Source organism: Arthrobacter sp. Bi26 (assembly GCF_918697925.1).
In the GTDB taxonomy this organism is placed as follows: Bacteria; Actinomycetota; Actinomycetes; order Actinomycetales; family Micrococcaceae; genus Arthrobacter.
Genome location: NZ_CAKKMF010000062.1, coordinates 1 through 23,198 on the forward strand (window position 1 = coordinate 1; position 23,198 = coordinate 23,198).

24 protein-coding genes are annotated in these 23,198 nt (G+C 66.8%); 12 read left to right on the plus strand and 12 right to left on the minus strand.

The genetic code is table 11. The features are described from left to right. A partial coding sequence (locus LQV16_RS15950; RefSeq protein WP_229994882.1) for an LLM class flavin-dependent oxidoreductase occupies positions 1–988 on the plus strand: 988 nt, incomplete at its 5' end. Positions 989–998: 10 nt separating this feature from the next. Continuing rightward, positions 999–2,417, plus strand: a complete 1,419-nt coding sequence (locus LQV16_RS15955; protein ID WP_229994883.1) for an NtaA/DmoA family FMN-dependent monooxygenase — start codon at positions 999–1,001, stop codon at positions 2,415–2,417. An 84-nt stretch (positions 2,418–2,501) separates the two neighbouring features. On the opposite strand, the gene LQV16_RS15960 is transcribed toward LQV16_RS15955, so the two are convergent. After that, the gene (locus LQV16_RS15960) at positions 2,502–3,485 is read right to left on the minus strand and encodes an ABC transporter substrate-binding protein (protein ID WP_229994884.1); all 984 of its coding nucleotides are present in this window, start codon (positions 3,483–3,485) and stop codon (positions 2,502–2,504) included. Between the two features lie 283 nt (positions 3,486–3,768). Between LQV16_RS15960 and LQV16_RS15965 the strand changes: the two genes are divergently transcribed. Together LQV16_RS15965 and LQV16_RS15970 are read left to right on the plus strand one after the other, a co-directional pair. Continuing rightward, entirely contained in the window at positions 3,769–4,284 is a 516-nt protein-coding gene (locus LQV16_RS15965) for an SRPBCC family protein (protein WP_229994885.1), read from the plus strand. Then, on the plus strand, positions 4,285–4,887 hold the full coding sequence (locus LQV16_RS15970; RefSeq protein ID WP_229994886.1) for a hypothetical protein: 603 nt from the start codon (positions 4,285–4,287) through the stop codon (positions 4,885–4,887). It abuts the gene before it with no gap. A gap of 44 nt (positions 4,888–4,931) precedes the next feature. On the opposite strand, the gene LQV16_RS15975 is transcribed toward LQV16_RS15970, so the two are convergent. Beyond that, complete coding sequence (locus tag LQV16_RS15975) at positions 4,932–5,261, minus strand: antibiotic biosynthesis monooxygenase family protein (RefSeq protein ID WP_229994887.1); 330 nt, start codon at positions 5,259–5,261, stop codon at positions 4,932–4,934. A gap of 229 nt (positions 5,262–5,490) precedes the next feature. On the opposite strand from LQV16_RS15975, the gene LQV16_RS15980 reads away from it, so the two are divergent. The 3 genes from LQV16_RS15980 to LQV16_RS15990 all read left to right on the plus strand — a co-directional run bounded on the left by LQV16_RS15980 (position 5,491) and on the right by LQV16_RS15990 (position 6,895). Beyond that, on the plus strand, positions 5,491–5,811 hold the full coding sequence (locus LQV16_RS15980) for a GYD domain-containing protein (RefSeq protein ID WP_018774995.1): 321 nt from the start codon (positions 5,491–5,493) through the stop codon (positions 5,809–5,811). Positions 5,812–5,899: 88 nt separating this feature from the next. Next, positions 5,900–6,187: a DUF4190 domain-containing protein gene (locus tag LQV16_RS15985; protein ID WP_229994888.1), complete on the plus strand. Its 288-nt coding sequence runs from the start codon at positions 5,900–5,902 to the stop codon at positions 6,185–6,187. 144 nt (positions 6,188–6,331) lie between these two features. Then, entirely contained in the window at positions 6,332–6,895 is a 564-nt protein-coding gene (locus LQV16_RS15990) for a hypothetical protein (protein WP_229994889.1), read from the plus strand. A gap of 152 nt (positions 6,896–7,047) precedes the next feature. Here LQV16_RS15990 and LQV16_RS15995 read toward each other — a convergent pair whose 3' ends face one another. Both LQV16_RS15995 and LQV16_RS16000 read right to left on the minus strand, forming a co-directional pair. Next, the gene (locus LQV16_RS15995; protein ID WP_229994890.1) at positions 7,048–7,452 is read right to left on the minus strand and encodes a cupin domain-containing protein; all 405 of its coding nucleotides are present in this window, start codon (positions 7,450–7,452) and stop codon (positions 7,048–7,050) included. 91 nt (positions 7,453–7,543) lie between these two features. After that, positions 7,544–8,587: an NAD(P)-dependent alcohol dehydrogenase gene (locus LQV16_RS16000; RefSeq protein ID WP_229994891.1), complete on the minus strand. Its 1,044-nt coding sequence runs from the start codon at positions 8,585–8,587 to the stop codon at positions 7,544–7,546. Positions 8,588–8,731: 144 nt separating this feature from the next. On the opposite strand from LQV16_RS16000, the gene LQV16_RS16005 reads away from it, so the two are divergent. Further along, positions 8,732–9,625, plus strand: coding sequence for a helix-turn-helix transcriptional regulator (locus LQV16_RS16005; RefSeq protein ID WP_229994892.1), 894 nt, complete (start codon positions 8,732–8,734; stop codon positions 9,623–9,625). 23 nt (positions 9,626–9,648) lie between these two features. Here the strand turns inward: LQV16_RS16005 and LQV16_RS16010 are convergent, their stop codons facing one another. From LQV16_RS16010 to LQV16_RS16040, 7 genes are all read right to left on the minus strand, one after another. After that, the gene (locus LQV16_RS16010) at positions 9,649–10,068 is read right to left on the minus strand and encodes an STAS/SEC14 domain-containing protein (protein WP_229994893.1); all 420 of its coding nucleotides are present in this window, start codon (positions 10,066–10,068) and stop codon (positions 9,649–9,651) included. 396 nt (positions 10,069–10,464) lie between these two features. Continuing rightward, positions 10,465–11,586: an ABC transporter ATP-binding protein gene (locus tag LQV16_RS16015; protein WP_229994894.1), complete on the minus strand. Its 1,122-nt coding sequence runs from the start codon at positions 11,584–11,586 to the stop codon at positions 10,465–10,467. Positions 11,587–11,595: 9 nt separating this feature from the next. Next, complete coding sequence (locus LQV16_RS16020; protein ID WP_026539571.1) at positions 11,596–12,423, minus strand: ABC transporter permease; 828 nt, start codon at positions 12,421–12,423, stop codon at positions 11,596–11,598. Further along, positions 12,410–13,294 (minus strand): ABC transporter permease, encoded by an 885-nt coding sequence (locus LQV16_RS16025; protein ID WP_229994895.1) that lies wholly within the window; start codon positions 13,292–13,294, stop codon positions 12,410–12,412. The genes LQV16_RS16020 and LQV16_RS16025 overlap by 14 nt, the downstream gene beginning before the upstream one ends. A gap of 1 nt (position 13,295) precedes the next feature. Continuing rightward, positions 13,296–14,390 carry an extracellular solute-binding protein gene (locus LQV16_RS16030; protein ID WP_229994896.1) on the minus strand — a complete coding sequence of 365 codons (1,095 nt, stop codon included), beginning with the start codon at positions 14,388–14,390 and terminating at the stop codon, positions 13,296–13,298. A 442-nt stretch (positions 14,391–14,832) separates the two neighbouring features. Continuing rightward, entirely contained in the window at positions 14,833–16,032 is a 1,200-nt protein-coding gene (locus LQV16_RS16035; RefSeq protein ID WP_229994897.1) for an amidohydrolase family protein, read from the minus strand. A gap of 49 nt (positions 16,033–16,081) precedes the next feature. Continuing rightward, positions 16,082–17,131 carry a LacI family DNA-binding transcriptional regulator gene (locus tag LQV16_RS16040; protein ID WP_229994898.1) on the minus strand — a complete coding sequence of 350 codons (1,050 nt, stop codon included), beginning with the start codon at positions 17,129–17,131 and terminating at the stop codon, positions 16,082–16,084. Positions 17,132–17,297: 166 nt separating this feature from the next. Here LQV16_RS16040 and LQV16_RS16045 point away from each other — a divergent pair, with 166 nt between their 5' ends. From LQV16_RS16045 to LQV16_RS16060, 4 genes are all read left to right on the plus strand, one after another. Continuing rightward, positions 17,298–18,314: a nucleoside hydrolase gene (locus LQV16_RS16045; protein ID WP_229994899.1), complete on the plus strand. Its 1,017-nt coding sequence runs from the start codon at positions 17,298–17,300 to the stop codon at positions 18,312–18,314. Further along, positions 18,311–19,735: an MFS transporter gene (locus tag LQV16_RS16050; RefSeq protein WP_229994900.1), complete on the plus strand. Its 1,425-nt coding sequence runs from the start codon at positions 18,311–18,313 to the stop codon at positions 19,733–19,735. Before LQV16_RS16045 ends, LQV16_RS16050 begins: the two co-directional genes overlap by 4 nt. Beyond that, positions 19,732–20,700: a ribokinase gene (locus tag LQV16_RS16055; protein WP_229994901.1), complete on the plus strand. Its 969-nt coding sequence runs from the start codon at positions 19,732–19,734 to the stop codon at positions 20,698–20,700. Before LQV16_RS16050 ends, LQV16_RS16055 begins: the two co-directional genes overlap by 4 nt. Positions 20,701–21,158: 458 nt before the next feature. Further along, positions 21,159–22,100, plus strand: coding sequence for a M20/M25/M40 family metallo-hydrolase (locus LQV16_RS16060; RefSeq protein ID WP_229994902.1), 942 nt, complete (start codon positions 21,159–21,161; stop codon positions 22,098–22,100). A gap of 111 nt (positions 22,101–22,211) precedes the next feature. Here the strand turns inward: LQV16_RS16060 and LQV16_RS16065 are convergent, their stop codons facing one another. Then, a complete protein-coding gene (locus LQV16_RS16065) occupies positions 22,212–23,186 on the minus strand; it encodes a polysaccharide deacetylase (RefSeq protein ID WP_229994903.1) in 975 nt (324 codons plus the stop codon). Positions 23,187–23,198: the final 12 nt, after the last annotated feature.

Here is a 23,198-nt window from a genome sequence, read left to right on the forward strand (position 1 = left end):
CCCCCACCCCGACCACCCGCACCCCGATCCTTTGGGCCCGGACGCCGCGGCCCGGCTCAACGCCTTGCAGCGCGCGGCGTTCGCCGGTCCCGTGACGCGCTCCCTCGCCTTGATCCCGGAAGTGGACACCGTCTACACCGAGCCATTCCACATCTCGACCCAGCTGGCCAGCCTGGACTATGTCTCCGGCGGACGGGCCGGCTGGCTGGTGGCCGCCTCACCAAGCGCAGCCGATGCCGCCGCCGTAGGACGGGACACCGCGCGCGGGGAGCGGCTTTCCCGGGAGGCCGCCGATTCGATCGAGGTCAGCCGCAGGCTCTGGGACTCCTGGGAGGACGACGCCGTAATCCGTGACGTCCCCACCGGTCGCTACCTCGACGTCGACAAGCTGCACTACATCGACGCCGAGACCGGAAGCTATTCCGTCAAGGGTCCGTCGATCATTCCGCGGCCACCCCAGGGCCAGCTCCCTGTGCTCGCCCCGGCCGGGCTCCTCCCCCCGGAGGCCGTCGCGGCCGGGGCGGCCGACGCGCTCCTGGTCTCGGCCCCGACCCCCGAGCTCCTGGCCGCCGAGCTCGGGGCGACGCGGGCAGGACTCGCCGCCGGCGGGACCGGGCCCGCGCTGATCGCCGAGCTCGACGTCGTGCTGGACTCCCGCGGCCAGGCCGCCGCGGAGCGGCTGGACCGGCTGAACGGCCACGCAGCGTGGCAGAGCCGGCGGGCGCGTTTCGTCGGGACGGCGGCTGAGCTGACCGAACTGCTCGCCGAAGTACTGGCCCGGGCCGACGGCGTCCGCCTGCACCCCGCGGTGCTGGAGACGGATCTGGAGGAACTGTCGCGGCTGGTGCTGCCGGAGCTGCGCCGCCGCGGACTCCTGGCGCCCACCACGCCGGACGCCACCTTCCGCGAGCAGCTGGGACTGGCGCGGCCAGCAAGCCGGTATGCCGCCGTGACAGCCGGAACAACTGCCCCCGGCAGGGAAAACTAAGGAGTTCACCATGAGCCACATCAGCCACCCCACCGCTGAATTCACCGCGTCAGGTCAGCTCCAGCTGGGCGTGTTCTTCCAAGGCGTCAACTCCGGAACCGTCTGGAAGAGCGCCGAGTCCGGCTCCCAGACTGATTTCGAATCGTTCCGGCGCATCGCCCAAACCGCCGAGCGCGGCCTGTTCGCGGCGTTCTTCCTCGGCGAAGGCCTGCGGCTGCGCGAGCACCTCGGCCGCCCGCACGCGCTCGACGTCGCCGGCCGCCCCGACGCACAGACCGCGCTGGCCGCCCTCGCGGCCGTGACCACGAACATCGGCCTGGTCGCTACCCAGAACACCACCTACAACGACCCCGCAGACCTGGCGCACCGGCTCTCCACCCTGGATCTGCTCTCCGGCGGCCGCGCGGCCTGGAACATCGTCACCACAGACAACGCCTGGACCGGCGCGAACTTCCGCCGCGGCGGCTACCTGGCCCACGCGGACAGGTACACCCACGCCGAGGCCTTCGTGGAAACCGCCAAGCGCATCTGGGACGCGTGGGGCGACGCCGCCGTCGCGGGCTCAGCCTCCGCGGCCCGGTGGTCGGCGGAGTGGGCGGTCCGGCGGGTGCGCCACAGCGGCCAGCACTACTCCGTGGACGTCACTCCGCGGCTGCCGCGCAGCGCCCAGTACCGGCCGGTGCTGTTCCAGGCCGGGGATTCGCCCGAGGGCCGGGACTTCGCCGCCCGACAGGCGGACGTCATCTTTTCCGCGCACCCGCAGCTCGATGACGCGCTCGAATTCCGCCGCGACATCGTGGAGCGCACGCTTCGGGCCGGCCGGGGCGCCAACGACGTGAAGATCATGCCCGCCAGCGAGTTCATTCTCGCCGCCACACCGCGGGAGGCGCTCGAAAAGAAAGCCTGGGTCCGCAGCCTGCAGATCGGCCCGCAGCAGGCCATCGCGTACCTCGAGCAGTTCTGGGGCCGGGAGCTGCAGGGCTACGATCCCGACGGCCCTTTGCCGGACATCGACCCCGTGGTGGAAGAAACCTCCGAAACCCGCGGCAGCGGCTTCCATGGCGCCAAGGCCCGCCAACTGGCCGACCAGTGGCGGGCCGAGGCCAAGGAGAAGGGCCTGTCCATCCGCCAGTTCGTCTCGGCCAAGACCAGCCGGGGTGACTCCACCTTCACCGGCTCGTACACCGAGGTCGCGGACCGGCTCACCGAGTATGCCCGGACCGGCGCCGTCGACGGGTTCAACATCTCGCCGTGGCTCATCCCGTCCGGACTCGATGACATCGTCAACCACCTCGTGCCGGAACTGCAGGAGCGCGGCGTGTACCCCATGGAGTACGCGGGCAGCACGCTGCGGGAGAACCTCGGCCTGGCCACCCCGGTGCGCACAGCTGCCGGCGTCGATGCGGACTCCGTCATCTCACAGGCCTAAGCAAGCACCATCGATTGCTCCGTAGCCGCCCTTTTCGAGACTCAGAAGGGCGGTTACGGAGCAATCGACGTTCCGGGCAGCGGGCTACTTCTTTGGCAGGCCCGCCGGGTTCAGTTCCGACGTCGCTACGGCCTCCTCGGACAGCCCCCAGCGGTCCAGGATCTTGGCGTAGCTGCCGTCCTGGATCAGGTGGTTCAGTCCGGCCTGGGCCGCGGCGGCGAAGCCGTTGTCCTTCTTGGTGGTGACGGCGATGCTGGCCTTCAGCGGCCAGCCGCCGTCCACCAGACCCACCAGCTTGGTCTTGGCGTCCGTGGCCGCCTTGTAGGCCGCCGTGGCGTTGGGGCCGAAGGTGAGGTCCGCGCGGCCGGACTGGACGGCCAGCTGGGAGGCGGAGTCGTCGTCGAAATACTGGAACTCCACAGGCTTGAGGCCGTTCTTCTTGTTCTCTTCATCCCAGCGCAGCAGGATCGCCTCCTGGTTGGTGCCGGAGCCGACGATCACGCGCTTACCGGCGACGTCCGGGGCCGATTCGACCCTGGTGACGCTGCTGTCCGCCTTGGCGTAGAAGCCGAGCTTGTCCTCGCGGTAGCTGGCGAAGTCGAACTTGAGCTTGCGCTCTTCCGTGACGGTGACGTTGGAGAGCACGGCCTCGTACTTGCCGGAGTCGACGCCGAGCGGCCAGTCGGCCCACGCGGTCGGGACAATATCGGCCTCCAGGCCCAGCGACTCGGCCAGTGCGACGGCGAGATCCACCTCATTGCCCACCGGGGTCTTGTTGTCCGTAGCGTATACGGCCAGCGGTGCCGCGAACGGACTCACCGCCACGGTCAGTTTCCCGTCCTTCTTGATGGCGTCCGGGACCAGCGCGGCGGCCGCGGCATCCACAGTGGCCTTGATGCGGTCCTGCTGCGGGGAGAGGTTGAACTGCTTGACGCCGGAGGAGGACGACGGCGCCGCCGACGTGCCGCCGTCCGCGGCGGCGCCGGGATCGGAGCAGGCCGCGAGACCCAAGGCAGTGGTGGCCGCCAACGCGACGGCGACGCCTGATTTGAACGAAAGACTCGACATGGTTTCTCCTTGAAAGTGGTGGTCTGCGGTGCTGGTGCCAGCAACTATCCGGGGCGCGCGAAAGCCGGTCAAAGCGCCGTGAAACCGGGTGAAACCAAGGGATACAGGCGGTAATACCCGTTCATCCGGCGTCCGCGGACGCTGCCTGCGGACGCCCAGTGTTACCGAAGATTGCCCTGCGTGACGTGGCGGGAAGGAATTGTTCACGGCGGGCCGCAACTGGCCTAGCCTGCATAGAAGACCTGCAGGGTGACAGCACGACACAGGAGGGGTGAACTTGTCAGTGAGCACGCACCAGAGCACGCACCAGACCACGCACCGGCTCGGCATCAACGCCCCGGCGGACCTTGTCTTCAGCATGCTGCGGGACGCCTCACACTGGCCTTACCTCGACGGCTTGACGGTGTACTCGGAGCGCGTCGGCGGCGACGACACCGCGCATGAGCTCCGCACGTCGGTGGTTTCCAACGGTTCGCTCAGTTCGAGCCACGGCTGGCGCGTCTTTGATGCCGCCAGCCACCGCGCCGAGTTCCACCAGTTGGACCTCGAACCCCCGCTCCGGGAGCTCGGCGGCGACTGGGAGATCCGGCCCGCGGACGGGCTCTCCGTGGTCACACTTACCCACGAGTTCGAGGTCGACGACGAGCACCTCGCCGAGCGCATCAACGCGATCATCGAGGACTACAGCCGGCGTGAACTGGAGGCGCTCAAGGTCAGCTGCGAACGGTTGTCACTCTTCCTGCAGCACCACGCCCCGCAGACGCACCCAGCACCGCATCCCACAGCAAAGGAGGCCTGAATGTCGGAGGCCAGGTTCACGACGGAACGGGACAGTTTCGGCCGGCTTCTCGCGGACCGCGAAGTCTGGCGGCAGGCCACCACCATCCCCGCGGCAGGCGAGCTGACCGCCCGCTGGCTGGAGGGCAACAGCGAATACCAACCGGGGGTTTTCTCGCCCGGGTTCGACGACGAGACCACGTCCATCGCCGGAGAGCTCGCCCGGCTCAACCGCAACGGGCTCTTCACCAAGGAATCGCAGCCGGGCGTCCAGGCCGGGGGCCTCGCGCAGCGCGCCTACGTGACGGCTTTCTGCAGCCCGGAAACAGCGTCGGCCCTCCTGGCGTTGTCCACCCGGACCGGACTGGTGACGGTCGCGCACGCCCCCGGTGAGACGAGCAGCGCCTCTATCCCGGCCACCGTCCAGGACGACGAGGTCGTAACCGTGCTCGGAAGCAGCGAGGGGCCGGTCGGGGAAGACCAGCTCAGGGACTGGGCGGCCGAGACCAACGAGACATTGGCCCTCGTCCTGGCGGATGCCTGGTACGTGGAAATCTTCGATCCCGTCTGGGGCCGGAACGATGTCCTGCTGACTGCGGTATTTGAGGCGCTGCAGGCCGAATAGCATGTGTCGCCGGGCAGCCGGCGGCTACCCGGCTCCCGGAAAACTCACATATCGGTCGCGTCCCAGCCGATGCTGGCGGCCTCGTCCAGTGTGCGCGCCTCGAAATGCTCCAGCATGTCCTTCATTGCCTCGACGCCCTGCTTGAACAGGGCCGAATCCCGCCACTGCTCAATCTGTTCCAGGGATTCCCAGGGGCCGGTGCTGATGAACCGGTTCTTGACGTCGCGGTCGTGCATCAACACGGCTTTGGCGTTGGGAAAATCCTCCTTCGTTTTCCTGGCCAGGTCCCGCCAGGCCTGCACAAAATCGTTCTCGCGGCCGGGATGCACCAGCCAGATTCCGAGCGTGTAAACAGACACGTCGATCGCCTCCATTGTCCGTACGGGGTTGATAGGGCGATTATGTTCCAGTCCTCCGGCGGGCGGTAGGGCCGGATAGCCCGGCGGGCGCACTCGGGGCCCGCCAATAAACCGTTGTATGGGTGGAGCGGAAGGCCTAGCATGTGGGCAGGCCCCACTCTGGGACCAGCCCCGGACCTTCCATTATTGGGAGCGGGCACGCTTCGGAGGCCGATGTCCTGGGCGTCACAGGATAGGAAAAACGATGAGCAAATATCTGTTCGAAGCGAACTACGTTGGCGACGGGATCAAGGGCCTCATGCGTGAGGGCGGCACCAAGCGGCGTGATGCGGTCGTCGAGGCCCTCAAGTCCGTGGACGGTTCACTCGAAAGCTTCTACTACGCGTTCGGGGAGACGGACGTCGTGGGGGTCTTCGATATCCCCGACCAGGCCAACGCCGTCGCCCTGTCGCTGATGATCAATTCCACCGGCGCCGTGAACCTGCACCTGAAACCGCTCATGTCAGCCGAGGACCTCGACGCGGCAGCCAAGAAGACGCCGTCGTACCGGGCCCCGGGGCAATAGATCACGAACGCTGGGCGCGTTCTGACGGATCCCCGCCGCTGTGAACCATAGGACTAGACTCGTCCCAGCTACGTGAGAAGGGGGACTCGTGGGGTTGTCTGCGCAACAAACGCGCCAGGGCACGAACTATAACCGACTGGCCATTGTGTCGCTGGCCCTTGCTGCATTGGCCGTGATCGGCACCGCTGTCGCCAGTGTGGCGGTTCTCGCTGTCTTCGCCGTCGGAGCCGGCCATGCATCGCTCAGCCAGATCAAGGCACGCGGTGAGCGGGGACGCGGGCTGGCCCTCACCGCCCTCGTGATCGGCTACGGCGTCGCTGCCCTGGCCCTCGTATCCACGATCTACTTCGCTGCAGTCTTCGCTGTTCACCAATAGCCAGTTCACCAATAGCCGGTTCACCAGCAGCCCGTTCACCAGCAGCCGACGGCGGGCGCCGCTCGGGCGTGCCCGCTGCCTTGCCCGCGCGGCGCACCAGCGGCGACGCGTGAGTGCCCGCATGTCTGCCAGTAGGCTCAGGGCATGTCACTGAGCAAGTCACTCCACCGGGGAAGACATTGGATGCGCGGCACCGCGCTGCTGTTGGCTGTGGCCGGCGCGGCAGCAGGCCTGGCCGGGTGTGAATACACCGATGACCTGTCAGATCCGACGGCGGCGCCCACCAGGTCCGGACGGCCGGCACGTTCGCTGCCGCCACCGGTGGACCCGGGAGTCGCCACCGCGGAGAAGCGCAACCTGGATGACCTCGGAGCGGTCCTCGGCGCCCGGCCGGGCGGGATCGTCCTGGAAGGCGTCGGCGGGATCGGCGGCGGCGGATTGCGCAAGTCGGTCAAGGCCCTGGCGAAGGGGACCTACACGGTCACCGCCGCCTGCGTCGGTGCACCGACCAGCTACATTTCCATCTCCCAGGACGGCCTCCGGAACGGAGGGAAACTCGAACTGACACTCGACTGCGGCAAGGCCACCCAAGCACAGGTGGAGCTTGCGGCCGGCCCGGTCCAGGCCCAGGCCGACCGCCGTATGACCGGGCCCGGGGCCGGCGAAGTCGCCGGTTTCTGGATGGTCCCGGCCGCGCCCGGGTCGTAGCCGGGCACCGTTTCAGCGTCAAAACTTCGGGGTCAACGGCTTAACGGCAACCGCCAGAAGGCCGCCGGCAGCTGGCCCGCCAAGCGGGGCCCGTCCCCTCGCAGGCGGCAGGGCCCCGCACCGGCAGTACCGGAGGTTTAAGCGCAGCTGTGTTATTTGGTGCCGTTGTATTCCTCGTCGGTCACGAGGTCACCCCACTCGGACTCCGCGCCGCCCTCGGCGGGGGCTTCCCACATCGCAAGGTGGGTCACGAAATGGTCCGGCGCGGCACCGTGCCAGTGCCATTCGCCCGGCGGCGTGTAGATCGTGTCGCCGGGACGGATCTCCGTCACCTGTCCGCCGCGGGCCTGGACCAGGCCGACGCCTTCGGTGACGTGCAGGGTCTGCCCAACGGCGTGCGAGTGCCAGGCCGTGCGGGCGCACGGGGCAAAGTGCACGGCGTTGACGCGCATGCGGGACGGTTCGGGCTGCGGGGCCGCGATGACGTCAAACCAGACGTCGCCGGTGAACATCTGCGCCGGTCCCTTGACGCTTGGCTTCTTGGCTTGGATTTCCACTGTCATTTCCTCACAGGGTGTTTGTCTGGGTGTTGACTGGCTGGCGCGACCGGAGGCCGCGTCCCCGGGCTCGGAGGCCTGGTTCGGCGTCCTAGTTCAGGGTCGCGGTGTCAATCACAAAGCGGTAGCGGACGTCGGAGGCCAGGACGCGCTCGTAGGCGTCGTTGATCTTCGCGGCCGGGATGACCTCGATCTCGGCGCCCAGACCGTGCTCAGCGCAGAAGTTGAGCATTTCCTGGGTTTCGCGGATGCCGCCGATGGCCGAGCCGGCGAAGGAGCGGCGCCCCATGATCAGGGAGAACACGTTCACCGGGAGCGGTTCCGCGGGCGCGCCGACGTTGACCAGGGCGCCGTCGAGGGACAGCAGCTGCAGGTAGGCGCTGATGTCGATCGCGGCACTGACCGTGTTGATGATCAGGTCAAAGGTGCCGGCGAGTTCCGCGAAGGTGTTTTCGTCGCTCGTGGCGTAGTAGTGGTCCGCGCCGAGGCGAAGACCGTCTTCCTGCTTCTTCAGCGACTGGGACAGGACGGTGACGTCGGCGCCCATGGCGTGGGCGATCTTGACTGCCATGTGGCCCAGGCCGCCCAGGCCGACGATCGCGACCTTTTTGCCAGGGCCTGCGCCCCAGTGGTTCAGCGGCGAGTAAGTGGTGATGCCGGCGCACAGCAGCGGCGCGGCGACGTCGAGCTCGATGCCCTCAGGAATGGTGACCACGAAGTCTTCGTCCACCACGACGTGGGTGGAATAGCCGCCCTGGGTGATGGTGCCGTCACGGTCGACGGCGCCGTAGGTGCCGGTCATGCCCTTGAGGCAGTACTGTTCCTCGCCGGCCAGGCAGTTAACGCACTCGCCGCAGGAGTTGACCATGCAGCCGACGCCGACGCGGTCGCCGATGGTGTGCTTGGTCACGGCGGAACCGACCTCGGTGACGATCCCGGCAATTTCATGGCCGGGGACCAGTGGATAGGTCTGCGGACCCCAGTCGCCGCGGACGGTGTGGATATCCGAATGGCAGATCCCGGCGAACTTGATCTCGATCAGGACATCGTGCGGGCCCACGTCGCGGCGCTCGATGGTGGTGAGGGCGAGCGGCTCGGTCGCGGAAGGTGATGCGTAAGCGTTGACGGTAAGCAATGAATCTCCTGCTTGTTGATCGTTGGGGGTTGTTCAACGGAACACCATCCATCAAACCCGTCTTCGCAACGCTGAGGGAGTCCCTGCTGATAGGGGTACTGGCAGGGTCTCCCTCAGCGGGCCGTAAGGCCTAACGTTGATGGCATGGATAATCGAGACGCGACCCGCGAATTCCTTGCCTCGCGCCGGGCGAAGATCACCCCCGAGCAGTCGGGGGTGCCGGTCTATGGCGCCAAGCGCCGGGTGCCGGGGCTGCGCCGCGGGGAAGTCGCGATGCTGGCCGGCGTCAGCGTCGAGTATTACACCCGGCTGGAGCGGGGAAACCTGTCCGGCGTTTCGGAGGGTGTGCTGGATGCTGTGGCAAAGGCGCTGCAACTCGACGACGCCGAACGGGCCCACCTCTTCGATCTGGCCCGGGCGGCGGCCCCGGGCAGCCGGACCCGCCGTCGCCCCCGTCCCGCGGAGTCCGTCCGACGGAGCGTTCAGCTGACGCTGAACGCAATCACCAACGCGCCCGCATTTGTGCGGAACGGACGCATGGACATCGTTGCGGCCAACCCGCTGGGCTATGCCTTGTATTCGGACATGTATGTGGGTCCGGCCCGCCCGGCCAATCATGCCCGTTTCATCTTCCTGGATGGCCGCTCGCGCAGCTTCTATCCGGACTGGGAGCGTGCGGCGAACGACACCGTCGCGATCCTGCGCACCGAGGCCGGCCGCGACCCCTACGACCGCGGGCTGACCGACCTGGTGGGCGAACTATCGACCCGGAGCGAGGAATTCCGCACCCTGTGGGCCGCGCACAACGTGCGCCAGCACTACACCGGGCTCAAGCACCTCCACCACCCGGTGGTCGGGGACCTCCACCTGATGTACGAGGCCATGGATGTCTCGGCCGACGCCGGGCTGTCCCTGCTGGTCTACAACGCCGAGCCCGGCTCCGCGTCGGAGGATGCGCTGCGGCTGCTGGCCAGCTGGGCCGCGACCAACCGGCAGGTCAAGGAGGCCGAGGCAGCTTCTACGGTGGACAAGGCCTAACCGCACGGAGCAGGCCGGAGCTGTCACGCCAGGGCGGAAATGCCGTCCGCGTATCCATCGGGCTGGCCGCCGTTGGAGGTGAAGTTGTTCAGCCAGGCCATGGCGTCGTCCCCGGAAGTGAAGAACTCGTGGGGGTACCGGGTATGCCGGCTCATTGCCGCCGCAATCACGCGATCCACAGTGCTGGATCCGAGCACGGCGATCGCCAAGACCCCTGTTGTCTGCGCGAACTCGTACCTGGCGGCCGCGCTGATCTCCACATCCGTCATTTCGGAGAGCATCGGCATCGGTGTTCCGCCGCTGACCTGCGCTACGGCCCGCATGGCGTCCCTGGCGTCGTGGACATCAACAAACGAGCCGGGCTGCCAAACCGATCTGATGATGCCCGCGCTGACGCTCAGCACGTTCTTTCCATCAGCAGCTGCAATATGTCCTGGCATCATCGAAACCATTGTAGGTCCGGCCCTGCCAAGCCAGGGCTTTGGGCACGGTGTGCGTGGCGGAGCGCAAACGGTGGCCGGTTGCGGCTGCACTGGGCCCGGCTCCCCCCGGAATGGACATGCCCCACGGCGCGGAGGGCATGCCCCTTGGTCCGGCGCCACGCGCCAGCCCGGGACATGCTCTGTTGCTCTGTTGCTCTGTACGGTGCTGCCTTGCAATGAGCATGTCCCCAAAGGCCTGCGTTGACTGGACATGTCCCCCTCCGGCATTTGGACATGCCCCACGGTGCGGCCCAGGGATGGACATAGTGGGCTTATGTCCATCCCTGGGCGCCGGAGCAGGGCATGTCCCCCGGAGAGAAACAGCGGAACCGGCCCAACCCCTGACCGGCTCCGGGTTCAGGACTCCAGGACCAGCAGCTGGGCCTTGTCCGCGTCCCAGCCCACCCACAGCTCCTCATCCGGCAGGATCCGGGTGCCCCTGTCTGAGCTCAGCTCGCGGAGCTGGAGTTCGTGGCCGCCGGCCGTGAGGCGGTGGCGGACCGTGGCGCCCAGATTCGTGGAGGACACCAGGGTCGCGGCGCATCCGTTGCCGGCCGAAGCCCGCGTCCTGAACTTGAGGTGCTCCGGGCGGATCGAGACGGCGTAGCTCTCGCCGCTGGCCCCGCGGTCCCGGACCTTTGCCAGGCCAAGTCCGCCGAGGTCCACAACTGCCTCCTCGCCGTTTCGCTCCACGATGGTGCACGGGATGAGGTTCGTGTCGCCGAGGAAGCTGGCCACCCAGTCGGTCATGGGGTGGTTGTACACCTCCTCCGGCGGGCCGGACTGCACGATCTTCCCGTCCCGCATCACCACGATCCGGTCCGACATGGCCATGGCCTCGTCCTGGTCGTGCGTCACGAACAGCACGGAGATGCCCAGGCTCTTCTGCAGGGTCTTGATTTCCTCCTGCATCTGCTCGCGGAGGCGCTTGTCCAGGGCTGCCATCGGCTCATCCAGCAGCAGGGCCGCCGGGTTGAAAACCAGTGCCCGGGCCAGCGCCACCCGCTGCTGCTGCCCACCGGAGAGCTGGCGGGGCTTCCGGCCGCCCATCTTGCCCAGTCCCACACGCCCGAGGGCTTCCTCCGCGCGCTGGCGCCGTTCCGCCCGCGGCACCTTCCTCATGCGGAGCGCAAACTCCACGTTTTCCAGCGCGCTCATGTGCGGGAACAGGGCATAGTTCTGAAACACCACACCGAGATTGCGGTCCCGGGGCGGCAGCGAGTCCACAGGCCTGCCGTCAATGAGGACGGTTCCGGCGGTGTGTTCTTCAAACCCCGCAACCATCATCATGGTGGTCGTCTTGCCGGAGCCGCTGGGGCCCAGGAGGGTCACGAACTCTCCAGGCTGAACCGTCAGGTCCAGCTCGTCCACGGCAACGACGTCGCCGTAGTGCTTGCTGACCTGGCGGAGCTCAATGGCGCCCTGGGCGGCTCTCCCCGTCCCGGGAATTGACTCCGCGGAAATCACTGATGCGGTCATCGACTTTCCTTACGTTTGTGCGGACACGGCCAGCGGCAGCATCCGGGTTGAAGAACGGCGCTTGAGGACAAACAGGACCTGGAGCAGCAGCCCGATTGTGGCGACGCTGACCAGCAGGGCGGACGACACCGCGATCTTCGGGGTCAGGTTGAACTGGATATCCGTGAACATCTTGACGGGCAAGGTGGTGGCACCCGGGGACTGCATGAACAGGGACATCACCGTCTCATCGATGGAGACCGAGAACGCGAAGAGCGCCCCGGAAATCAGGCCGGGCAGGATGATGGGCAGATACACGTGCCGCAGGACGGAGAGCGGACCTGCCCCGAGGCTCTGCGCCGACCGGACCAGGGCCGGGTTGAGCCCGGCGAGGCTGGCACGGGTGGTCAGGTACACATAGGGGGTCGCGATGACTGCGTGCGCCAGGCCGATGGGAACGATGCTGCCCACCATGCCGATCGAGATGAAGAACTGGTAGAAGGCCAGCGCGAGCACCACGGTCGGCACGATCATCGGCGCGAGGATCAGACCCACTACTGCGGGCTGGCCGGGGAACTTGCGCCCGTGAAGGCCGATCGCCGCGGTGGCGCCCAGCAGCACACCGATCACGACAGCGATCGCCGCCGACTGCAGGCTGGCCGTCAGGGCGGAGGTCCAGGCCCGGTCGGCGAAGAATCCGGCCACGGCGGCGAAGGAGATCCCCTCCGGCGGGAAGGTGATGTAGCGGCTGTCGTTCAGCGCGACCGGCACCACAATCGCCGTCGGAATGACGAGGAAAAGGAAGGCCGGGATGGAAAGAAGCGCCAGCAGGCGGTGCTGCGGATTAGTTGTCTTCATGTTGGCCTCCTGCCTTGAGGACGCGCTGGTAGACGGCCACGAGGATGCTGACCATGACCGTCAGGATGACGGCCAGAGCAGCGGCCCCGGAGAAGTCCGTGAGCTGTCGGGCGTAGTAGTCGATCTGGTTGGCGATCATCATGTCGCCTGGTCCGCCCATCACCACGGGCGTGATGAAGAAGCCCGTGCTGATGATGAAGACCAGCAGCCCGGCGGCGGAAATGCCGGGCATGCTCAGCGGCAGCGTGATCCTGCGGAACACGGCTCCTTCCCGTGCGCCAAGCGAGCGGGCCGCCAGCCCCAGCCGGTCATCGATCGAGGCCAGCGAGGAGAAGATCGGGAACACCGCGTACGGCAGCAGGCAGTGCACCATGCCGACGATCACGGCGAACCGGTTGTGCAGCAACGGGATCGGCGCACCCGTAAGCCCGATTCCCTGCAGGAAGGCGTTCACCATGCCGTTGTCCTGGAGCAGGACCGCCCAGGCGAAGTTTTTCACCAGGATGCCGGTCCAGAACGGCAGGAGTACGACGGCGAACAGGATCACCCGGGTGACGGTTCCGGCCCGCCACAGGACCATGGCGATGATGTAGCCGAGCACCACAGTGACGACGGTGCTCGCCAGGCTGATGGTCAGGGTGTTGACCAGTGCGCGCACCACCAGCGGGTCCTCAAGGACGCGCTGGTAGGCGTTGTCGGCGAAGCTTGCGCCGACAAGTTTGCCCAACGGCGTCAGGAACAGCACGACGTCGAAAGCAAGGATCGGGGCCAGCAGCAGCCACCAGCCGCTGCGCCGCCGTCGGGGTGCGTCAGCAGAAGGCGGCGCACCGCGGCCGCGGGGCCGCGTCCGTTCGAGGGTTGCGTTGCTCATCTCAGCTGGCCTGCCAGAGCTTAAACTGCTGCTCGGTCTTCTTCAGGTTCTGCGACCACCATTTGTCGTCGCGGACCAGGATCTTGTCCGCGAGCCGGGGGCTGGTGGGAAGCGTGTCCGCGATTTCCTTCGGCAGCTTGGACAGCGCCGGGGTGTTGGCCAGGGTCAGGTTGGTGACCTTGTCGAACGCTGCGCCGGCCTCCGCGTCGTTGGACATGAAGTTCATCAACTTGAAGGCGGCTTCCTTGTTCTTGGCGCCCTTCGGCACCACGAAGTAGTCGCCGGCGAGGACGGCGTTTTCGGCGGAGAAGTTCAGCTTGGCGCCGTCATTGCGGGCTGCGTTAATGCGGTTGTTGAAGCTGGTGGAGAGGGAGACCTCGCCGGAGGTGAGCTGCTGGATGGGCTCCTGGTTGGCGGCGTGGTAGAGCAGCCGGTCCTTGCCCGGGTGCTGGCCCAGGACCCTCAGGGCCCGGTCGACGTCGAGAGGGTAGACCTGGTCGAACGGGACACCGTCGGCCAGCAGGGCGGCTTCCAGGACGGAGCTGTCGGACAGCTGGTTGTACACCGAGCGCTTGGTGTTGTACTTGCCCTGGTCGAAGAACTGGGCCCAGTCCTTCGGGGCCTGCGCGTCAGAAATGACCTTCTGGTCCCACGCCATGACGAACAGGAAGCTCAGGTACTTGATGCCGTATTCGGCCTTCGCGTATCCCGGCAGTCCCTTGTCACTGATGATGTCGTAGTCGAACTTCTCCAGCAGCCCCTCGGCCACGGCTACCTCATACTCCGGCGCCGTGATTTCCACGAGGTCCCACTGCACGTCGCCGGACTGGACCTGGGCCTTGAGCGCGGCCAGGCTGGTGTTGGCCAGCAGCGTCGTCTGGATCCCCGACTGCTTGGAGAACGGGTCCAGGATCGTCTGGGTCAGCTGGTCGTTGTAGGAGCCACCGTAGGACGTGACCGTCACCGTCTTGTTCACGGCGGCACTTTCGGCGGGCTTGGCCGCGCAGCCGGAGAGCGCCAGACCCGCAAACGGCGTCAGTGCTGCCGCCTTGAGGAGCTGCCTGCGGTCAAAGGGAGTGGAACGGAATTCTGTCATGGGGGACAGTGCCTCTCATGTACGCGGGCACGCCGAAAGAAGGCGCGCCGGATTGCGGGCGTGGTGGGGTGCGGTGCGTGTGGTGGCGTGTGGCGCAGGGAAAAGAGGAAGGGACAGCGGCGGTTCGCGCGCGCCATCCATTCCACCTGGAGATCTCGAGTCCGCCTTCCGGCGGCTTTTCGGTTTCGCAACTCTAACTGTGAAGTTGCTCACTAGTCAACAGTTGTATTGCTTTAAGAAACAACGGGATTCCTGTCCCGCGCTCCCCTAACGCCGACTTCCGCTGCCCTCCCGCGCATCTCCAGATCCACGGACCGCCCCTGGCCGGATCATGAAGAATGCGCCCGAACCGGCGGGGGACGTGAGACCACGCTCGATTCCTCGATCGGTAGCTTCGAACACCTCATGGTCCACCCGACACCCGCCGCGTGAGCCGCGGGGATCACTGAATGATGCGGCCGTCGTGGATAACAGTCCTCGGCCTGTCCTGGTCCCAGAGAACTGCCGGGTCCGCAAAGGGGTCGCCGTCCAGGATCACGGCATCGCCTGCCATCCCGGGTCCGATGCGCCCGATGCTTGGGTCCTGAAGAAGTTCCGCGTTGACCGAGGTCAGTGACCTCAGCGTCTCCAACACCCCCGCCGCCTCGATCTGCAGCCGAATGCCGACGAGCTGATCGTCCTCAAGGTCCCCCATCAGGTCAGATCCGAAGCCCACTTTGACTCCGGCCTGCAGGGCCAGTTCCACAGCGACCTTTCCAGCCTCAAGCACCTCGGCGTTCTTGGCCTGGGAAACGGGGTTCAGACCCAGCCCCACTCCCCTTCGGCTCATGGCATCGTAGGCCGCAAGCGTCGGCACGAGGAAGCTTCCGTGCCCGGCCATCATCTGCGCCGTGTCCCGGTCCAGGAGGTTCCCGTGTTCTATGGAACGTACCCCGTTTTCCACGGAATGCCGGATTGCCTCGGGTGAATACGCATGGGCCGCAACGTAGCTGTTGCGCCGGGTGGCCTCGTCCACCACCGCCCGGACTTCTTCTGCTGAATACTGCGGTAGGCGGATGGGATCGGTCAGGGAGACGACGCCTCCGGAAGCCATGATCTTGATGGCATGGCTTCCCGTGCGGAACCGGTCACGGACTGCCCGGCGCAGGTTGTCCACACCGTCCACTACTGCGCACATGTGACCGTGATCGAAGCAGACGTCCAGATCCGCGGACCGGGGATCCCCATGGCCACCAGTCTGGCTGAGAGCCGGACCCGTGTAGTAGTACCTTGGAGCCGTGACCAGGCCGCTGCGGATGGCGCGGGCGAGCCCGCTGTCCCCGCCGGCCACGTCGCGGACGGTTGTGAATCCCCGCTGCACCGCGGCGCCCAAGCGGCGCGCCCCCACCAGGGCTGTGTAGCTCAGGAGCGAGCGCTCAACCTCAAGGCCGCCCAGACCAACGGCGTACGCATGAAAATGGGCATCAATGAGCCCGGGCACCACTACACGGCCGCCGGCGTCGATCACCTCGCCGTCGGGGATGACGTCCCCGGTCTCCTGAATGACCCCGTCCCGGAACAGGATGGATCCGCTTGCCAACTCGGGCGAATGTCCGTCAAAGATCCGGGCGTTCTGGATGGTCAGGGCGGCTGCGTTTGTCATGCTGACAACTCCTCGGTGAGACGTTCGCGGTTGGGCTCAGTCCGATTTTCTAGGTGCTGGCCGGTTCCGTGGAACCGCGCACCATCAGCGAGCCCTGGAGGATCAGCTGGGGCTGTTCCAGGGCCTGGCCCTCCATGAGCCTGCGGAGCTGCTCGCCGGCCTTGGCCCCGAGGGCGTCGCCCGGGAGGTGGACGCTGGTCAGGCCCGGGTTGGACGTGGCCGAATAGGGCAGGTCATCGAAGCCCGCCACGGCGAGCTCCTGCGGAATGCGGACGCCGGCCACCCGGGCTTCCTGCAGCACCCCGTAGGCATGGGTATCGGTGGCGCAGACGACGGCGGTAACACCGTCCCGCTGCCAACTCGGCCACGCCGCGGCGAATGCTCCGGCGGCGGCGCCGACGTCAATGGTGGTGCCGATGACATGGTCCGCGGCCACGGTGATGCCCACCGCCGCGGACTCCTCCAGGAATGCCGCCCGCCGGATATCGAAGGTCGCCGTGCCGGTCACACTGTCCATGTACGCCGCCCGTTTGTGTCCGGCCCCCGCCAGGTGCCGGGCCAGCTGCCGGGCGCCGTGCCCGACGTCGAGGTTCACCGACGGGGCGAAGGACTCCAAGCCGGGTGCGTCCAGCAGGACCAACGGCCCGGCTGCGGAAAGTTCCTGAAGGAACGCCGCGCTGGGCGCATCCACCAGCAGCCCGGCCGGCCGCAAAGCCAGGAGCTTGCGGACATCATCGACGCGCGGGGACTCGCCGGCGTCCGTGACGGAGAGCAGGAGCTGGTAGTTGGCGCCCAGGGCGCCGCGGACACCGGCAATGACCTTGGCGAAAAATGGGTTGGAGATGTCCGGTGCCACCAGAATCACGATCGAGCTGATGCCCTTGGCCAGCGAACTGCCAATGCTGTCCACCACATAGCCAAGTTCGGCAATGGCTTCCCGCACCCGCGAAATGTTGTCTTCCGACACCCGCCCCTGGGTCTTCCCGTTGGCCACCAGGGAGACCGTTGCCGTGGAGACCCCGGCCCGCTCGGCCACCATCGCCGCGGTGACGCGCGGGGTGCGCCCCCGAAGTTCGTGCACTTGTTCGCCGGATTCCATACCTCGATCGTAGCCGGGAGGGGTGCGTCGCACCCGCCGCAATACATCAAGCGCTTGACGTAATGAACGTTAAGCGCTTGACGTTGACTCCGGGACAGTGTCAAACTCACTCTGAACGCTTTATCGCACCGCCCCGGCGGACCCCCAACGACGTGGAGATATTTACGTGGATCCCATCACCCTGAACCCGGAACGCAGGAAGATCATCCTGGACTGCGACCCGGGCCATGACGACGCCGTGGCCATGCTGCTGGCTCACGGCAATCCGAACATTGAGTTGCTCGCCGTCACGACGGTCGTCGGCAACCAGACCCTCGAAAGGGTCACCCGCAACGCCCTGTCCGTCGGCACGATTGCCGGCATCACCGGCGTCCCCTTCGCCGCCGGCTGCGACCGGCCCTTGGTCCGCAGCATCGAGACCGCCCCCGACATCCACGGTGACAGCGGCATGGACGGCCCCGCCCAGCCCGAATCCAGTATCGAACTGGACCCGCGCCACGCCGTCGATCTCATCATCGACACCGTCATGGCGCATGAGCCCGGCACCGTGACGCTGGTGCCGACGGCAGGACTGACGAACATCGCCATGGCGGCCCGCAAGGAACCGCGCATCGTGGAACGCGTGAAAGAAGTTGTCCTCATGGGCGGCGGGTACCACGTAGGCAACTGGAGCGCCGTTTCCGAATTCAACATCATCATCGACCCCGAGGCCGCACACATTGTGTTCAACGAACCCTGGCCGGTGGTCATGGTCGGCTTGGACCTCACGCACCAGGCCCTCGCGACCCCCGAAGTCGTGGAAAAAATCGCTGCCGTGGGGACCAGGCCGGCCCAGTTCGTGCTGGAACTGATGGAATTCTTCACCAAGACCTACAAGGACGCCCAGGGCTTTGACTACCCGCCCGTCCACGACCCCTGCGCCGTGGCCTACGTCATCGATCCCACGGTCATGTCCACCCGCAAAGTGGCGGTGGACATCGAGCTGCAGGGCCGGTTGACGCTTGGCATGACCGTGGCCGATTTCCGGGCCCCGGCACCGGCGGACTGCCACACCTCCGTGGCTGTGGACCTCGACCACGGGAAGTTCTGGGACCTCGTCACCGACGCGCTGGTGCGCATCGGCGACGTGGACCCGTCCGCTGCCGTCAGCATCGGCGCAGGGACCGGAGGAGCCAACTCATGAGCACCCTGACCTACGAATCCAAGACCACGCGCAGAAGTGTTACTGCCCTCACCGCCGCATTGTTGACGGCCTGCGTTGCTTTCCAGCTCAATGCCTCAATGCTCAGCCCTGCCCTGGTCACGATGGGCAACGAACTCAACACGGATCAGGCCGTGATCGGCCTGTCGCAGACCTGGTTCTTCACCGCGGCGGCATTGTTTTCCCTCTTCCTGCCGCGCCTTAGTGACATTGTGGGGCGCAAGAAGATCCTGCTGGGCATGATGGTGATGATGGCTGTCGGCTCCCTGATCGCGGCTATGGCCCCTGACATCACCTGGCTCTTCGTCGGACGCATCGTCCAGGGAGTCAGCGGCCCCACCGTCCCGCTGTGCCTGATCATGTTGCGGTCGGCCGTCAGCGACCCGCGAAAGTACGGCGCCCTCATGGGCCTGATCACCGCCGTCAACGGCGGGGTTGCCGGTGTGGACTCGTTTGTCGGCGGCTACTTCGCCGAACACTTCGGGTTCCGCAGCATCTTCTGGCTCATGGTCGCACTGGCCGTCGTGGCGGCAGGCCTCGTCGCCCTCCTGGCAGGTGAAAGCAAGCCAGCGATGGGCACCAAAATGGACTGGCCCGGCGTGGTCTTCATCGTCATCGCGGTCGGCGCCCTGCTGACAGCCCTCAACGAGGCCTCGAAGCTGGTCGGCGCGTTTTCTCCCGGCACACTTGCGCTGGCCATCGGCCTGATCGCCGTTGCCGCTATCGCCTTCTGCGGGTTCTGGATCGTGGAAAAGCGCACGCCGCAGCCTATGGTGGAGACCGCCCACCTGCGTCAGCGCTCGACGTGGGCGCCGCTGTTGACCACAACACTGACCATGACCGGCGTCTTCGCGGTCATCAACGGCATTGTCCCCGCCTACGTGCAGGCCACGGCCCCGGGCTTCGGCGTGGGACCCACCGAAATGTCACTCATCATCCTCACTCCCTATGCCCTTCTGGGGTGGGTGGTCGGCCCCATCAGCGGCCGTCTGGCCCCGGTTCTTGGCTACACCAAGGTGCTGCGGATCGGCATGGCCGGCAGCGTCGTGGCCCTGGCCGTCATTGCCTTCTACGGTCTCAGCAGCCTGCCGATGATGATTGCCGGAACAGCGTTGCTGGGCATCATGTACGCGGGGACGGTCAACATCATGCTGAACGGCCTTGGCGTTGTCCTCTCCCCCGAAGGCAACCCCGGCTTCCTCCCCGGCATGAACGCCGGCGCGTTCAACCTGGGCGCGGGCCTGAGCTTCCTGGTCCTGCCGGCGGCGCTCGTGGCTTCCTCCGCACTGGGCGATGCCCAGGCTTCCTACCTGACCGCGATCGTTGTGGGACTTATCATCACCGTGGCGGCATTCGCTGCATCACTGCTGATTCCCAAGCCCGTAGAAGCTGAGGCAAAATGACCATCCCGACCCCGCCCCCGATCGTCGTCGTCGGATCGCTGAACGCGGACCTGACCATCTACTGCGACAGGCTCCCGCTCCCCGGCGAAACAGTGCACGGGAACGGTTTTGCGGTCAACCCCGGAGGGAAGAGCGCCAACCAGGCCGTCGCCGCGAGCAAGCTCGGGGGACGGGTCTTCCTGATCGGCGCGGTCGGCGACGACAGCAACGGGAACATGCTCCTGGCATCCACCGCCGGGGCGGGCGTGGATATTTCCCACGTCCGCCGCGCTCCCGATACCGCGACCGGCGTCGCCGTCATCTCCGTAGACGCGAACGGTGAGAACAACATCATCATCTCGGCCGGGGCCAACGGCACGCTGACGCCGGAGGATGTTGCCGCCTCCATCGAAGTGTTCCAGGGCGCGTCCGTGGTGTGCCTGTGCCTCGAAGTCGGCCTCGCCACGGTCGAAGCCGCGGCCCGGTTGGGCCACGACGCCGGTGCGACAGTTCTGCTCAACCTCTCGCCGTACGCCGAGATCCCGGCGAGCCTCGCAGATCTCTGCGACGTTCTGCTCGTGAACGCGCATGAGGCGTCGCTGTTCCTGGGCGGCACCGCCGTACCCGACGCCGACGCGGACACCGCGGCATGGGCGCCGGTCCGGGCCAAGTTCGCCGATCGCGGACTGCACCGCGTTGTGGTCACTTTGGGGGCCAACGGCTCCGTCGTCCTGGACTCCGGGACCGGGGCCGGGGCTGGGGCTGGGGACCACATCACCCGCATTGAACCCACCAGGGTTGAGGCCACGGACACCACCGGAGCGGGTGATGCGTTCACCGGCGCCGTGGCTGCGCGCCTTGCCGCCGGCGCATCGCTCCCGGCCGCTGCCGCCTTCGCATCCGTTGCAGCGGCCTTGGCAGCGACCAGGAAGGGCACGCAAACGGCGTACCCGGAAGCGGCCGACGTTCAGGGAATGCTGGCGTAACGGCCACCCCCACCAGTTGGGACCGCCACGGGAGTGGGCGCTGCAGATACTGTCTGTGGCGCCCACTACCGGTTAAGCTCCGGACATGCCCGGTGGCCATGTCATGGCAGCAAACAATATGCACAGCAGATTCACAGCGAGGCGCTATGGAAGTTACAGCCGCAAGGCCGAGAATGGTTCGACCTGATAGGAGTATTTGCCGGGCGATGGCGGCCGCGACTTACTGGAGCATCAGTGGCGAGCGTCTTGACTAATCGAGCCAAATCAAGCGAACGTGTACCGACTAGTGATGGGCTCCCAGCATTATCACTCTGCGCAAGCATGTACTTCCCTCGCTCCTCGCCCTGGTCCTGCTATCGACGTCGGCCTGTACGTCCGGGACAGCAGCCGGCTCCCCGTCCGGTGCCGCGCCGAGCCAATCCGCCAAGCCCGCCAAGTCCGCGAGCCCCAGTGTTGCCGTGCCGCAGCTGGCGCCCGTCAGCACGGTGGACGCGCGCAGCGTGCTGGCGGCTTTCAAGTCCCGGGACATGGCGGGGCACATGCAGGCGCTGCAGCGGGTGGCCGATGCCAATGGCGGCAACCGCGCGTCGGGCACCTCCGGATATGAGGAATCGGCCCGCTATGTCGAGGAGCAGCTGCGGGCAGCCGGGTATGCGCCGGTGCGGCAGGCCTTCACGTTCAAAGAGGACGGCCGGCGCGGGAAGACGGTGGAGTCCTTCAACATCCGGGCCGACACCGGCGGCGATGCCGGGCACACCGTGGTGGTCGGCGCGCACCTGGACTCCGTGCAGGAGGGCCCGGGCATTGACGACAACGGCAGCGGGGTGGCGGCGGTCCTGGAGACCGCGCGGTGGATGAAGGAGGCCGGGATCACGCCGGTCAACCGGGTCCGGTTCGCGTTCTGGGGCGGGGAGGAGGACGGCCTCTACGGGTCCCAGCACTACGTCGACGAGCTCAGCCAGGCCGAGCTCAGCCAGACCGCGGTGAACCTGAACGTGGACATGGTGGCCTCGCCCAACGGCGTGCGCTCCGTCCATGACGGGGACGGCACGGACTTCGGCCACGCCGGTCCCGCCGGGTCCAAGGCGATCGAGGACATCTTCTTCCGCTACTTCGAGGAGAACGCGCTGCCCGCCGAGACGACGCCCTTTGACGGCGGGTCCGACTACGACGCCTTCCTCTCGGCCGGCATACCCGGCGGCGGGCTGTTCACCGGCGATGAGAAGAAAAAGACCCAGGCCCAGGCCCAGACCTATGGCGGGGTGGCCGGCAAGGACCTCGATCCCTGCTACCACGAAGCCTGCGACACCATCGCCAACACCAACCCGGAACTGCTCCAGGAAATGTCGGGCGCCCTGGCCTACGGCACCGTGGCCTACGCAATGGCGAAGACCGGCTAACTGCCCCGGTTGCCGATGAGACCGGACGTCCACACAGGAAGGTCCCCGGAACGGCACCTTCTGGTGAGGGGCCGTGCCGGGGACCTGTGCTTCCTGGGGCCAAACTGTGCCCTAGATTTCGGCCCCGCGTCGCGCCGGGGCTCCTTGGGGCTGCCGCACGGCGGCCGGCGTGAACCGTGCGCCGGTGTCCGGGAATCCGGGCACGGCAACGCGGGCATGGGTGTGGATCTCCTCGACTGAGTCGCGCGTGTGTTGCGCGATCTTCTCCATGGTGGTGACCCACATGCCGTCCATGGATTTAACCCGGTCCATCAGCTGTTCCAGGGCCACGGCCTTGGACGGCCGGCCGGAGATGAAGGGGTGGTTGGTCAGGACGAAGCAGCTCCCGGCAGCGTGGTGCGCTTCGGCCTCCAGCGTCCACATTTCGAGGACCTTGGCCGGGCTTTCGATGACACCGCTTCCGGTGACGCCCGGGTAGAAGGCGTACTGCTCCCAGTCGTCCAGAGCCCAGTCGACGGGGATTTCCACGAGGTCGCGGGGGTCCCCCTCGGCAACGCTGAAGCGGTAGGGCGCGTCGCCGTCGAGCAGGCTTGAGTCATAGAGGAACCCGCGGTCGGCAAGGAGCGTTGCGGAATGCCAGTTGAGCTCCCACCACGGTGCACGGTAGCCGGTCGGCCGGACGCCGGCGGCCTTGGCCAGGGCATCCAGGCCCCGGTCCAGGTACCGTGCCTCCGTGGCGGCGTCGATGCCCTGCATGTGTTCGTGCAGGTAGCCGTGGTGGGCGATCTCGTGGCCGCCGTCCGCAATCCGGCGAACTACGTCCGGGTAGCATTCGGCCGTGAAGCCCGGGACGAAGAACGTCGCCTGGATCTCCTGTCGCTCGAGGATTTGCAGGATCCGCGGGACGGCGACCTTGGGCCCGTAGGACTGGTGCGTCATGAGCGACATGCGCCTGGTGCTCTGCGGGTCATGGGCGATGGTGCAGGATTCGGCGTCGACGTCGAAGGTGAAGGACGCCGCGGCACGGTGGCCGTCGGGCCAGGTGATGGGATGGGCGGTGTCAGCAAAGGCGGGGAAGAAGTTCACGGGTTGATCTCC